Annotated in this window: 9 protein-coding genes and 1 pseudogene; 6 read left to right on the top strand and 4 right to left on the bottom strand. The window is 74.7% G+C overall.

Annotated elements, in window-relative coordinates; all coding sequences use genetic code 11:
* The 3 genes and pseudogenes from IDM29_RS10125 to IDM29_RS10115 form a co-directional block, all read left to right on the top strand.
* Positions 1 to 325, top strand: a pseudogene (locus tag IDM29_RS10125) (ribonuclease D); the annotation flags it as partial.
* Between the two features lie 49 nt (positions 326 to 374).
* Positions 375 to 1,595: a thiolase family protein gene (locus tag IDM29_RS10120; RefSeq protein WP_182111294.1), complete on the top strand. Its 1,221-nt coding sequence runs from the start codon at positions 375 to 377 to the stop codon at positions 1,593 to 1,595.
* A complete protein-coding gene (locus tag IDM29_RS10115) occupies positions 1,592 to 3,718 on the top strand; it encodes a 3-hydroxyacyl-CoA dehydrogenase NAD-binding domain-containing protein (RefSeq protein ID WP_182111295.1) in 2,127 nt (708 codons plus the stop codon). Before IDM29_RS10120 ends, IDM29_RS10115 begins: the two co-directional genes overlap by 4 nt.
* Before the next feature lie 99 nt (positions 3,719 to 3,817).
* Here the strand turns inward: IDM29_RS10115 and pflA are convergent, their stop codons facing one another.
* From pflA to dxs, 4 genes are all read right to left on the bottom strand, one after another.
* Complete coding sequence (gene pflA / locus IDM29_RS10110; RefSeq protein WP_182111296.1) at positions 3,818 to 4,693, bottom strand: pyruvate formate-lyase-activating protein; 876 nt, start codon at positions 4,691 to 4,693, stop codon at positions 3,818 to 3,820.
* 68 nt (positions 4,694 to 4,761) lie between these two features.
* Positions 4,762 to 5,643 (bottom strand): alpha/beta fold hydrolase, encoded by an 882-nt coding sequence (locus IDM29_RS10105; protein ID WP_182111297.1) that lies wholly within the window; start codon positions 5,641 to 5,643, stop codon positions 4,762 to 4,764.
* Positions 5,644 to 5,790: 147 nt separating this feature from the next.
* A complete protein-coding gene (gene pflB / locus IDM29_RS10100; protein WP_182111298.1) occupies positions 5,791 to 8,070 on the bottom strand; it encodes a formate C-acetyltransferase in 2,280 nt (759 codons plus the stop codon).
* A 108-nt stretch (positions 8,071 to 8,178) separates the two neighbouring features.
* A complete protein-coding gene (gene dxs, locus IDM29_RS10095; protein WP_182111299.1) occupies positions 8,179 to 10,065 on the bottom strand; it encodes a 1-deoxy-D-xylulose-5-phosphate synthase in 1,887 nt (628 codons plus the stop codon).
* 85 nt (positions 10,066 to 10,150) lie between these two features.
* Between dxs and IDM29_RS10090 the strand changes: the two genes are divergently transcribed.
* From IDM29_RS10090 to IDM29_RS10080, 3 genes are read left to right on the top strand one after another with little or no spacing between them, the layout of a single operon-like run.
* Positions 10,151 to 11,599, top strand: a complete 1,449-nt coding sequence (locus IDM29_RS10090; protein WP_182111300.1) for a GuaB1 family IMP dehydrogenase-related protein — start codon at positions 10,151 to 10,153, stop codon at positions 11,597 to 11,599.
* Positions 11,593 to 12,255, top strand: coding sequence for a CoA pyrophosphatase (locus IDM29_RS10085; protein ID WP_182114177.1), 663 nt, complete (start codon positions 11,593 to 11,595; stop codon positions 12,253 to 12,255). Before IDM29_RS10090 ends, IDM29_RS10085 begins: the two co-directional genes overlap by 7 nt.
* 40 nt (positions 12,256 to 12,295) lie before the next feature.
* On the top strand, positions 12,296 to 13,057 hold the full coding sequence (locus IDM29_RS10080; RefSeq protein ID WP_182111301.1) for a type 1 glutamine amidotransferase: 762 nt from the start codon (positions 12,296 to 12,298) through the stop codon (positions 13,055 to 13,057).
* Positions 13,058 to 13,091: the final 34 nt, after the last annotated feature.

Raw genomic sequence — 13,091 nt, 5'->3', positions numbered from 1 at the left:
CGCCCTGCCGGAGTCCGAGCTGCCGCCGCTGCGCGGTCCGCGCACGGACGCTCCCCCGCCGCCCCGGTCGTGGCCGGACCGCGACCCCGCCGCCGCCGCCCGCCTGGCCGCAGCGCGGGGCGTCGTCACCGCGCTCGGCGAGGAGTACCAGGTGCCGGTCGAGAACCTGCTCCAGCCGGACCTGCTGCGGCGGCTGTGCTGGACCCCGCCCGCCGAGCTCGACGCGGACACGGTGGCGCGCTTCCTGCGCGACGGCGGGGCGCGGCCCTGGCAGGTCGAGCTGGTGACGCCGCCGCTCGTCGCGGCCTTTGTTACTCTCCGGTAACTACCCTGCTGGACCCGACCGGACGACGTCGTCCGAGCCTGGAGGCACGATGCCCGCGCGTCCCCCACGCCCCGTCCGCGAGGTCGTCTTCGTCGACGGCGTCCGCACCCCCTTCGGGCGGGCCAAGCCCGACGGGCTCTACGCCCACACCCGCGCCGACGACCTCGCGGTCAAGGCCGTCCGCGAGCTGCTGCGGCGCAACCCCGGGCTGCCGCCCGAGCGCATCGACGAGGTCGCGATCGCCGCGACGACCCAGACGGGCGACCAGGGCCTGACCCTCGGCCGCACGGTGGCGATGCTCGCCGGCCTGCCGCGCGAGGTGCCCGGCTTCGCCGTCGAGCGCATGTGCGCCGGGGCCATGACGGCGGTCACCGCGACCGCCTCGGCGATCGGCGTCGGCGCGCAGGACGTCGTGCTCGCGGGCGGCGTGGAGCACATGGGCCACCACCCGATGGGCGGCGACGCGGACCCGAACCCCCGGTTCGTCGCCGAGCGCCTCGTCAGCGCCGACGCCCTGGTCATGGGCCGCACGGCCGAGAACCTGCACGACCACTACCCCGCCCTGACGCGCGAGCGTGCCGACGCCTACGGCGTCCGCAGCCAGGAGCGCTACGCCGCGGCGCTCGCCGCCGGGCGGATCACGCCCGACCTCGTGCCGATCGCCGTGCGCGACCCCGCGCGCGGCTGGGGCCTGGCGACCGCCGACGAGCCGCCGCGCCCCGGCACTACGCTCGAGACGGTCGCGAGCCTGCCGACGCCCTTCCGCGCGGGCGGACGCGTCACCGCCGCGACGAGCGCACCGCTCACCGACGGCGCGACGATGTGCCTGCTCGCGGCCGAGGAGGTCGCCCACGAGCTCGGGCTCGGCGGCAGCATGCGGCTCGTCTCGTTCGCCTACGCGGGCGTCGACCCCGCGGTCATGGGCCTCGGCCCGGTCCCGTCCACGCAGCGCGCGCTCGACCGCGCGGGTCTGACGATGGACGACATCGGCCTCATCGAGATCAACGAGGCGTTCGCCGTGCAGGTGCTCTCCTTCCTCGACGCGTTCGGGATCGACGACGAGGACCCGCGCGTCAACCCGTGGGGCGGCGCCATCGCCGTCGGGCACCCGCTCGCGTCGTCGGGCGTGCGCCTCATGACGCAGCTCGCGCGCCAGCTCGCCGAGCGTCCGGACGTCCGGTACGGGATGACGACGATGTGCGTCGGGCTGGGCCAGGGCGGCACCGTCATCTGGGAGAACACGGCCGCGACGTCGGAGGAGCAGGCATGAGCGAGACGACGACCACCACGCCCGCCGCGCCGCAGGAGCGTGTGACGCACGCGCTGGTGCGCGACGTCGCGCTGCCCGACGGCGGCCTCCTCGCGCTGGTCACCCTCGACAACGGCTTCGACCACACCAAGCCCACCACGCTGGGCCCCGGTGGTCTGACCGAGCTGCGCGAGGCCCTGCTGGCCCAGCGGTCCCGGGCGCAGGCGGGCGAGATCCGCGCCGTCGCGGTCACCGGCAAGCCGTACTACCTCGCCGCCGGGGCGGACCTGCGCGGCGTCGCGGGGATCACCGACGACGCGCAGGCGCGCGCCATCGCCGAGCTGGGGCACGCCACCTACCGCCTGCTCGGCGAGATGGGCGTGCCCACGTTCGCCTTCGTCAACGGCGCGGCGCTCGGCGGCGGACTCGAGGTCGCGCTCGCGTGCACCTACCGCACCGTGGCGGCCGACGTGGCGGCGCTCGCGCTGCCCGAGGCGTTCCTCGGTCTCGTGCCCGGGTGGGGCGGCTGCTGGGAGGTGCCGCGGCTCCTGGGGATCCGCGGTGCCGTGGACCTGGTGCTGACGCGTCCGCTCGCGAACAACCGCATGACCAAGGCGGCCGAGGCGCTCGAGACGGGGCTCGTCGACGTCGTGCTGCACCCCGCCGACTTCCTCGAGGAGTCGGTGCGGTGGGCGGCCGACGTGCTCGCCGGGCGCGTGGTGGTCGAGCGGCGGCCGCTCGACGGCCAGGCGGAGTGGGACGCCGTCGTCGGCGCCGCGCGGGCGCAGCTCGACCGCCGGCTGCACGGCGCCAAGGCCGCGCCCTACCGCGCGCTGGACCTGCTCGCGGCCGCCCGCACGGCGGACCGCGACACCGCGTACGCGGCCGAGGACGCGGCACTCACCGAGCTGATCATGAGCGACCAGCTGCGGGCGGGGCTCTACGCGTTCGACCTCACGACCCGCAAGGCCCGGCGCCCGGCGGGGGCGCCGGCGGCCGAGCTCGCGCGCCCGGTGCGCAGCGTCGGCATCGTCGGCGCCGGGCTCATGGCCGGGCAGCTCGCGGTGCTCGTCGCCCGGCGCCTGCGCGTGCCGGTGCACATGCGGGAGATCGACGACGAGCGGGTGGCCGCCGGCCTGGCCCACGTCCGGCGCCAGGTCGAGCAGCTCGTGCGCAAGGGGCGCATCGACGAGGCGGAGGCCAACCGGATCCTGGCGTCGGTGCAGGTCAGCACCGACCTGGGAACCCTCGCGGGCGCCGACCTCGTGGTCGAGGCGGTCACGGAGGTGCTCTCCCTCAAGCAGCGCGTGTTCGCCGAGCTCGAGGACGTCATCGCCCCCGACGCGGTGCTCGCCACCAACACCTCGGCGCTGTCCGTCACGCAGATGGGCGCGCACCTGCGCCACCCGGAGCGCGTCGTCGGCCTGCACTTCTTCAACCCGGTCGCGCAGATGCCGCTGGTCGAGGTGGTGCGCACGCAGGCGTCGTCGGACGCCGCGGTCGCGACGGCCTTCGCCGTCGCCCAGCAGCTCGGCAAGACGGCGGTCGGCGTGGCCGACCGGCCGGGCTTCGTCGTCAACCGCCTCCTGCTGCGGATGCTCGCCGAGGTGGCCGGTGCGGTCGAGCGCGGCACGCCCGTGACGGTCGCCGACTCGGCGCTGCGCCCGCTGGGGCTGCCCATGGGCCCGTTCGCGCTGATCCAGCTCGTCGGGCTCCCGGTGGCGCTGCACGTGCTGCGCTCGCTGCACGAGGACCTGGGCGAGCGCTACCCGCTCTCCCCCGGGCTCGAGCGGCTCGCCGCCGAGGGGCGTCGCGTCGTGCCCGAGCCGGACGGGTCCGGCGCCGAGGCCGACGTGGACCCCGCGATCCAGGACGCCTTCGGCGAGCCCGGCGGCGCGGGTGCGCTGGACGAGCAGGGCGTGCTCGACGCCGTGCTCGCCGGCCTCGCCCAGGAGATCGGGCTCATGCTCGAGGAGGGCGTGGTCGACGGACCCGAGCAGATCGACCTGTGCATGGTGCTCGGCGCCGGCTGGCCGCTGCACCTGGGCGGCATCTGCCCGTACCTGGACCGCAGCGGGTGGTCCGAGCGCGTGCTGGGCCGACGCCTCCTGGCGCCCGGGACCGCTGACGTCGCCCGGGCCTGAGGCGCCGCGCGGCCGGACCCGCACGACGGGGGTTCGGCCGTGCGGAGGTCGGGCCGTGCGGTCAGGCCGTGCGGAGGTCGGGCCGCGCCCCGGCGGACCTCAGAAGGTCGTCAGGCCGCGGGCGCGGAACTGGCCGCGCACGCGCTCGACGAGGGCGGCGTCGGGCGCCGGCACCCCGTCCAGCTCGTAGCGCAGGCCGAGCTGATCCCACTTGTCCCGCCCCATCTGGTGGAACGGGAGCACCTCGACGCGGGACACGCTCGACAGGCTCGCGACGTACTCGGCGACCGCCTCCACGTTCGCCTCGTCGTCGGTCACGCCGGGGACGAGCACGAAGCGGATCCAGATCTCGGTGCCCCGGGCGGCGAGCCGCCGGCCGAAGTCCAGCGTGGGCTGCAGGTCGCGGCCCGTCACGCGCTTGTAGGTCTCGGGGTCCCCCGACTTCACGTCGAGCAGGACGAGGTCGATGTCGTCGAGCATGGCGTCGGTGCAGTGGGCCCCGAGGTAGCCGGACGTGTCGATCGCCGTGTGCAGGCCCATCTCCTTGGCGCCCCGCAGCATCCGCGCCACGAACGCCGGCTGCATGAGCGGCTCGCCGCCCGAGAGCGTCAGGCCGCCGCCGGTGACCTTGAGCACCGGCACGTAGCGCCGCACGCGGGCCAGCAGCTCGTCGGCCGTGACGGGCTCGCCGCGCCGCATCTCCATCGTGTCGGGGTTGTGGCAGTAGAGGCAGCGCAGGGGGCACCCGGACAGGAACGCCGTCATCCGCGTCCCCGGGCCGTCCACGGCGGTGACGAGCTCCCAGGAGTGCAGCGAGCCGATCTCTCCGGCGCGCATCTGCGCGAACCGGGCCGAGCGGTCCAGGTCGGCCAGCTCCAGGCCCGCCGTGCCGGCCGTCGCGCGCTCGTGCGAGCCGGCCACGACGGGCTCGGTGAGCTCGATCACGGGTGCGCCCTCGACGGTTGCTGTGCTCATGCCTCCATCATGGTCGATCACGGCCCCATAGTCATGGGACGAATGTCCTCGCGCTCCCCACGGCCGCCTCAGACGCCGGCGTCCAGGACCTCGCGCAGCCGCGCGGCGAACGCCTCGGGCTGACCCGGCATGCCGAACTCGTCACCGAGGAAGCCGCCGTGGTTGCTCGGGAAGACCGCGAGCTCACGGCCGAGCGAGGCGGCGAGCGCCTGCGAGGTGCGCCACGTCATCGTGTCGGCGCTCTCGATCCCCGCGGCCACGACGAGCCGCACCGGCGCCGCCGCGAGCGCCGCGACGTCCGGCCGGTAGGCCACCACCGGGTCGGACGCGCCCGACAGCAGGGGGTCGACGCGCGTCCCGTCGTCCTCGCCCGGCATCCCGAACGCGGCCGGGTCGGGGAGCTCGGCGAGGACCGCGGGGGTGAGCTCGCCGGGCCAGGACGTCATGGCAACGAACGCGGCCATGCCCCAGCCCCAGCCCCGCGCGTCGTAGGTGTCCCGGACGCGCCGCCAGAGGTCGGCGGCGTGGTCCGCGTCCGGCAAGACGGCGATCAGGGGCGGCTCGTGGGCGACGACCTGCCGGACGTCCTGCGGGTGGGCGGTGATGAGTGCGAGTGACGTGGTCGCGCCGCCGCTGGAGCCGAACAGGTCGACGGGCCCCGCGCCGAGCGCGGCGACCAGCCGGTGCAGGTCGTCGGCCTGCTGCTCCGGACGCTGCTCGACGCTGCCGTCGCTGCGCACGCTGCGGCCCAGTCCCCTGGGGTCGTACGTGATGACGGTCCGGTCCGGGAAGTACGACGCCAGCGTCCCGAAGCCGCTCGCGTCCATCGGCTGGCCGACGAGCAGCAGCGGCGGGACGCCGTCGGCGGTCGGGAGCGGGCCCCGCACGTCGTACGTCAGGGTCGCGCCCGGCACCTCGAGGGTGTGGGTGCTCGTCGTCGTGGAGGTCATCGCGGGACTCCTGTCGCTCGGCGCCGGACGCTCGTGCGCCCGCCGAGTGTGCCGACTCCCCGCGTCGCGCGAACTCATCGCGGCGTGACGCGCCGACGGGGCGCGGCGCCGTAGCGCCACGCCCCGTCGGGGTCGGTCAGCCGTGCGTCAGAGCGCGCCGTGGAACGTCCGCGACAGCACGTCGAGCTGCTGCTCGCGCGTGAGCCGGACGAAGTTCACGGCGTACCCGGAGACCCGGATGGTCAGCTGCGGGTAGTTCTCCGGGTGCTCCATCGCGTCCTCGAGCGTCTCGCGGTTGAGCACGTTGATGTTCATGTGGAAGCCGTGGGAGACGTCGTACGCGTCGAGCAGACCGACGAGGTTCGTCACCTGCTCGTCACGGTTGCGACCGAGGCCCGAGGGCACGACCGTCGAGGTCAGGGAGATGCCGTCCTGGGCCTCGGAGTACGGCAGCTTCGCGACCGACAGCGCGCTGGCGAGCATGCCGTGCGAGTCGCGCCCGTTCATGGGGTTGGCGCCCGGGGCGAACGGCTCGCCGGCGCGGCGCCCGTCCGGCGTGTTGCCGGTGTGCTTGCCGTAGACGACGTTGGACGTGATGGTCAGGACCGACTGCGTGTGCTTCGCGTTGCGGTACGTCGGCTGGCGCCGCACCTTCTCCATGAAGTCGCGGACGAGCTCGACCGCGATGTCGTCGGCGCGGTCGTCGTCGTTGCCGTAGGTCGGGAACTCGCCCTCGACCTCGTAGTCCACGACGAGCCCGGTCTCGTCCCGGACGGGACGCACCGTGGCGTACTTGATCGCCGACAGCGAGTCGGTCGCGACCGAGAGGCCGGCGATGCCGCACGCGAGCGTCCGCAGGACGGCCCGGTCGTGCAGGGCCATCTCGATGCGCTCGTACGCGTACTTGTCGTGGGACCAGTGGATGCAGTTCAGGGCGTCCACGTAGGTCTGGGCGAGCCAGTCGAGCAGCTTGTCATAGGCCGCCCGCACCTCGTCGTAGTCCAGCACGTCACCGGTGATCGGCGCGGCCAGCGGGGCGATCTGCTTGCCCGACACCTCGTCGCGGCCGCCGTTGATCGCGTACAGCAGGCCCTTGGCGAGGTTGACCCGCGCCCCGAAGAACTGCATCTGCTTGCCGACGGTCATCGCCGAGACGCAGCACGCGATGGCCGCGTCGTCGCCGCACTGCGAGCGGATGAGGTCGTCCGACTCGTACTGGATCGCGGACGTGTCGATGGAGACCTGGGCGCAGAACCGCTTGAAGCCCTCGGGGAGCTTGTGGCTCCAGAACACCGTGAGGTTCGGCTCCGGGGCCGGGCCCAGGTTGTACAGGGTCTGCAGGTAGCGGAAGGACGTGCGCGTCACGAGCGGCCGGCCGTCCTCGCCGAGGCCGCCGATCGACTCGGTGACCCACGTCGGGTCGCCCGAGAAGAGGGCGTCGTACTCGGGCGTGCGCAGGAAGCGGACGATGCGGAGCTTGATGACGAGGTCGTCGATGAGCTCCTGCGCCTGCTCCTCGGTGAGGCGCCCCGCGGCGAGGTCCCGCTCGAGGTAGATGTCGAGGAACGTCGACGTGCGGCCCAGCGACATGGCCGCGCCGTTCTGCTCCTTGACCGCGCCGAGGTAGGCGAAGTAGAGCCACTGGACGGCCTCGCGTGCCGTCCTCGCCGGCCGGGAGATGTCGTAGCCGTAGCTCGCGGCCATCTGCTTGAGCTCGCCGAGGGCGCGGATCTGCTCCGCGTTCTCCTCGCGCTCGCGGATGACGTCCTCGGTCGAACGCTCCATGTCGAGCTCGGCCCGCTCGAGCTTCTTCGCCTCGATCAGGGCGTCGACGCCGTAGAGCGGGACGCGACGGTAGTCGCCGATGATCCGGCCGCGGCCGTAGGCGTCCGGCAGGCCGGTGACGAGGTGCGAGCTGCGCGCGGCACGCACGTCGGGCGGGTAGACGTCGAAGACGCCGGCGTTGTGGGTCTTGCGGTACTCGGTGAAGATCTTCGCCGTCTCGGGGTCGGGCTCGTACCCGTAGGTCTTGAGGGCGTTCTCCACCATGCGCCAGCCGCCGTACGGCATGATCGCGCGCTTGAGCGGCGCGTCCGTCTGCAGGCCGACGATGAGCTCGTTGTCCTTGTCGATGTACCCGGGCGCGTGGGCGGTGATCGACGAGGGCGTCTTCGCGTCGACGTCGTAGACGCCGCGCTCGCGCTCGGCGGGGAACATCTCGCACAGCCGCTTCCAGATGCCCGTGGTGCGCTCGGTCGGCCCGGCGAGGAACGACGCGTCGCCCGAGTACGGGGTGTAGTTGCGCTGGATGAAGTCCCGGACGTCGACCTGGTCCTGCCACGGACCCACGACGAAACCTTGCCACGCACGCTGCGGGGCGTCGGGCTCGGGCTGGACGACCGTTGTGGTGTCTGCGGTGATGGCCATGCGCGCTGCGCTCCTCCGTGGTCGGTCTCTGACATCGTCGACGCTACGCGTCAATTCATGGGACGACCTGGGACCTTCGACTCCTCGTGCCGGTCGAGGGCCCACGGCTCATCGCGTGCGGAGCTGCCCGAGGACGTCCTGCGCCACGTCCGGCGCCCGGAGCCGCAGCTGCTCCACCAGCTGCGAGCGCGTCGCGTGGTCGAGGAACCCCAGCGGGATGCCGACGGGCTGGACCGGCACCGTCAGGCCGGCCTCGGCGCACCGCTGCGCGAGCATCGCACCGACACCCCCCTCGACGAGCCCGTCCTCGATGACCACGACGTGGTCGTGCTCCCCCGCCAGCTTGACCAGGGTCGTGGGCACGGGCAGCACCCAGAGCGGGTCGACGACGCTCACGGCGTGGCCCTCGGCCGCCAGCAGGGCGCCGACCTCCACGGCGGTGTGCGCCATCGGGCCGACGCCGACCACGAGCACCGACGCGGCGGGCTCACCGCCGTCCGGCACGTGCCGGGCGAGCACGTCCACCTGCTCGAGGCTCTCGACCGCCGGCAGGGCGTCCGGGAGCGGACCCTTGGGGTAGCGCACGACCGTCGGCGCGTCGTCGACGTCCACCGCGGCACGCAGCGCGGCCCGCAGGCGCTCCTCGTCGCGCGGGGCCGCCAGGCGCAGGCCTGGCACGACGCGCAGCAGCGCCATGTCCCACATGCCGTTGTGGCTCGCCCCGTCGTCCCCGGTCAGGCCGGCGCGGTCGAGCACGAAGGTGACGCCGGCACGGTGCAGCGCCACGTCCATGAGCACCTGGTCGAACGCGCGGTTGAGGAACGTCGCGTAGAGCGCGACGACCGGGTGCAGTCCCGCGTAGGCCATGCCCGCGGCGGACGTCACGGCGTGCTGCTCCGCGATGCCGACGTCGAACGCGCGGTCGGGGAACTCCGCCGCGAAGGGCGCGAGCCCGACGGGCTGGAGCATCGCGGCGCTGAGGGCGACGACGTCGGGCCGCCGACGGCCGATCGCGACCATCTCGTCGGCGAAGACCGAGGTCCAGCCGAACCGCGACGGCGCGACGGGCAGGCCCGTCTCGGGGTGGATCTTGCCCACGGCGTGGAACCGGTCCGCGACGTCCTGCTCGGCGGGGACGTAGCCCCGGCCCTTCTCGGTGATGACGTGCACGATCACCGGGCCGCCGAAGGCGCGCGCCCGGCGCAGCGCGTGCTCGACCTGGCCGACGTCGTGCCCGTCGACGGGCCCGACGTACTTGATGCCGAGGTCCTCGAACATGCCCTGCGGCGCGACGACGTCCTTGATGCCCTTCTTCAGGCCGTGCAGCGCCTCGTACGCGAGACGGCCGGGCGGGCCGGAGCGACGCAGGGTGCGCTTGCCCCACGCGAGCACGTCCTCGTAGCCGCGGGTCGTGCGCAGCACGTCGAGGTGGTGCGCCAGGCCGCCGATGGTGGGGTCGTAGGACCGGCCGTTGTCGTTGACCACGATGACGAGCCGGCGGTCCTGGCCGGACGCGATGTTGTTCAGCGCCTCCCACGCCATGCCGCCGGTCAGCGCCCCGTCGCCGATCACCGCGACGACGTGGCGGTCGGTGCGGCCCTGGAGCGCGTTGGCGCGCGCGATCCCGTCGGCCCAGCTCAGCGCGGTCGAGGCGTGCGAGTTCTCGACCACGTCGTGCTCGGACTCCGTGCGGCTGGGGTAGCCGGACAGCCCGCCGCGGCGGCGCAGCTCGGAGAAGTCGGCGCGCCCCGTGAGGATCTTGTGGACGTAGGACTGGTGGCCGGTGTCGAACACCAGCGTGTCCCGCGGGGACTCGAACACGCGGTGCAGCGCGACCGTCAGCTCGACCACGCCGAGGTTCGGACCGAGGTGCCCGCCCGTGCGGGACACGGACTGGATGAGGAACTCGCGGATCTCGCGGGCGAGCGCGTCGAGCTGCGCGGGTCGCAACGCACGGAGCGCGGCCGGCGAGGTGATCCCGGGCAGGAGAGGCATCTCGACATCGTACGGCGCGCGCCCGGTGGAGGGCCCGCGGGGCGGCACCCTGCCGCGCGCGCGACGCGCTCCGTACGCTGTCGGCATGCGCTTCCTGCCCGGCCACCAGCCGACCGCCGACCTCACCTACGGCGACGCGTTCCTCGTCCCCTCACGCTCGGAGGTGACGTCACGGTTCGACGTCGACCTCGCCACGCAGGACGGCACCGGCACCACCGTCCCCGTCGTCGTCGCCAACATGACGGCGGTGTCCGGGCGACGCATGGCCGAGACCGTCGCCCGGCGCGGCGGCCTGGCGATCATCCCCCAGGACATCCCGGTCGACGTGGTCGCCGACGTCGTGGCCACCGTCAAGGCCCGCCACACCGTGCTGGAGAGCCCGGTCCTCGTCTCCCCGACGGACACCGTGCACACCGCCCTGACCCTCATCGGCAAGCGCGCGCACGGCGCCGCCGTGGTCGTCGCCGACGGGCGGCCGGTCGGGGTCGTGACCGAGGCCGACTGCAGCGGCGTCGACCGCTTCACCCAGGTCGGCGAGGTGATGACGCCGGACCCCACGGTGGTCGAGGCGAGCGTCGTCTCGGCGCCGGACGGCCTGGAGCGGGCGTTCGAGCAGCTGCACCGCTCGCGCCGCCGCTTCGTGCCCGTCGTCGCCGAGGGTGTCCTGGTCGGCGTGCTGACGCGCAAGGGCGCGCTGCGCAGCTCCATCTACGCCCCCGCCCTGGACGCCGCAGGACGCCTGCGCGTCGGCGCCGCTGTCGGCATCAACGGCGACGTGCGCGGCAAGGCCGCGGCGCTGCTCGACGCCGGCGTCGACGTGCTCGTGGTGGACACCGCGCACGGCCACCAGCGCAAGATGCTCGAGGCCCTCGCGGCGGTGCGCGGCCTGTCACCGGGCGTCCCCGTGGTGGCGGGCAACGTCGTCACCGCGGAGGGCACCCGCGACCTGGTCGAGGCGGGCGCGGACATCGTCAAGGTCGGCGTGGGCCCTGGCGCGATGTGCACGACGCGCATGATGACCGCCGTCGGGCGCCCGCAGCTCTCCGCGGTCCTAGACTGCGCGGCCGAGGCGCGTCGCCTCGGCGCCCACGTGTGGGCCGACGGCGGCGTGCGGCACCCGCGCGACGTCGCGCTCGCGCTCGCCGCTGGCGCGTCGCAGGTGATGATCGGCTCCTGGTTCGCGGGCACGCACGAGAGCCCGGGCGACCTGCATGCGGACGGCGACGGCCGGCTGTACAAGGAGAGCTTCGGGATGGCGTCGGCGCGCGCGGTCGCGGCCCGCACCGTCGGGGGCTCGGCGTTCGAGCGCGCGCGCAAGGGCCTGTACGAGGAGGGCATCTCGTCCTCCCGGATGTACCTCGACCCGCGGCGCCCGGGCGTCGAGGACCTCCTCGACCAGATCACCTCCGGCCTGCGCAGCGCGCTGACCTACACGGGGGCGACGACGCTCGAGGAGTTCACCGAGCGCGCGGTCGTCGGGGTGCAGTCGGCGGCGGGCTACGACGAGGGCCGGCCCCTCCCGCACGGCTGGTGAGCACCGGACCCGCCCGCGAGCGGCTCGCCGAGCTCGCGGCCCGCGGCCTGGCGTGGCCCGGCTGGCCGACCCCCGAGGCCGCGTCGCGGCCGGCGGCGGTGCTCGTGCTGTTCGGGGCGCTCGACCGGGTCGACGCCCGGCACCGGTCGGACGCCGTCCCCGCCGACCTGGACCTGCTGCTCGTGGGTCGCGCCTCCTCCCTCACGCACCACGCGGGCGAGGTGGCCTTCCCCGGAGGCCGCATCGACCCGACCGACGGCGGTCCGGTCGACGCCGCCCTGCGGGAGGCGGCCGAGGAGACCGGCCTCGACCCGGGCGGCGTCGAGGTGCTCGGCACGCTCGGCGAGCTCTCCCTGCCCGTGAGCCGCCACCGGGTGACCCCCGTGCTGGCGTGGTGGGCGCGGCCGTCGCCGGTGGGCGTGGTCGACCGTCAGGAGTCCGCCCACGTGTTCCGGGCGCCCGTCGCCGACCTCCTGGACCCCGCCCACCGCCGCACGGCCACGGTCGGCTCGCCGCCGCGGCCCCGGGGCCCCGCCTTCGTGGTGGGCGACCACCTCGTGTGGGGCTTCACGGCGCTCGTCGTCGACCGCCTGTTCGACGAGCTCGGCTGGACGGAGCCCTGGGACCGCGGCCGGACGGTCTCGGCGAGGCCCTGACCGCGGGGCGCATTCGCGTCCCCGCCCCTAGGCTCGGCCCGTGACCCCCGAGCGCCCCACCACCCGCGAGGCGGGCGCGCGCCGGGGTCGGCACCGTCACCGGCCCACGCGGCCGGTCCTCGTGCTCCAGCACGCGCCGTGGGAGGGGCCGGGACTGGTGGCCCGCGTGCTCGGCGACCACCAGCGCACCACGCGGATCGTCCTCGACGAGGAGCACCCGGACCTGCCGGCGCCGGCAGACCTCGCGGGAGTCGTCGTCATGGGCGGCCCGATGAGCGCCGACGACGACGAGCGCTACCCCGGCCTGCGCGCCGAGCGCCGGCTGCTCGCGGACGCCGTGGACGCCGACGTGCCGGTGCTGGGCATCTGCCTCGGGATGCAGCTGCTCGCCCGCGCCCTCGGCGCACCCGTGCACCGGGCCCACGGCACCGAGATCGGGTTCGCCCCGGTCGAGGTGGTCGAGCACGACCCGGTCCTGGCGCCCCTCGGGCAGCGGCCCACCGTGCTGCACTGGCACAGCGACGCCGCCGACCTGCCGACGGGCGCGACGCTCCTCGCGAGCACGCCCGCGACCCCGGTGCAGGCGTTCCGGGCCGGCAGCGCGCTCGGGCTCCAGTTCCACCTGGAGGTCGACGCCGACCTCCTGCGCACCTGGCTCGCGACCCCCGAGATGGCGACGGACCTGGCCACGCACCGCGTCCGCGACCTCGCCGCCCGGGCACCCGCGGTGCTGGGCACGCTCGTCCCGCCGGCCCTCGCGGGGCTCGAGCGGTTCGCCGCCGCGGCGGCGGCGCGCGGCTGACCGCCGCGCGTCCTATCCCGGGGCGCCGGCCGCC

It is taken from the genome of Actinotalea sp. JY-7885 (assembly GCF_014525465.1).
Classification (GTDB): Bacteria; Actinomycetota; Actinomycetes; order Actinomycetales; family Cellulomonadaceae; genus Actinotalea.
Note: the sequence above shows the minus strand (reverse complement) of the source record. Positions and strands in the feature narration are given on the sequence as shown.

Bases quoted from the DNA above. Each gene is read 5' to 3' on its own strand.
- dxs (WP_182111299.1), bottom strand. From the start codon at position 10,065: ATGCCTCTCCTGCCCGGGATCACCTCGCCGGCCGCGCTCCGTGCGTTG.
- pflA (WP_182111296.1), bottom strand. From the start codon at position 4,693: ATGAGCACAGCAACCGTCGAGGGCGCACCCGTGATCGAGCTCACCGAG.
- pflB (WP_182111298.1), bottom strand. From the start codon at position 8,070: ATGGCCATCACCGCAGACACCACAACGGTCGTCCAGCCCGAGCCCGAC.
- IDM29_RS10105 (WP_182111297.1), bottom strand. From the start codon at position 5,643: ATGACCTCCACGACGACGAGCACCCACACCCTCGAGGTGCCGGGCGCG.
- IDM29_RS10090 (WP_182111300.1), top strand. From the start codon at position 10,151: ATGCGCTTCCTGCCCGGCCACCAGCCGACCGCCGACCTCACCTACGGC.
- IDM29_RS10120 (WP_182111294.1), top strand. From the start codon at position 375: ATGCCCGCGCGTCCCCCACGCCCCGTCCGCGAGGTCGTCTTCGTCGAC.
- IDM29_RS10115 (WP_182111295.1), top strand. From the start codon at position 1,592: ATGAGCGAGACGACGACCACCACGCCCGCCGCGCCGCAGGAGCGTGTG.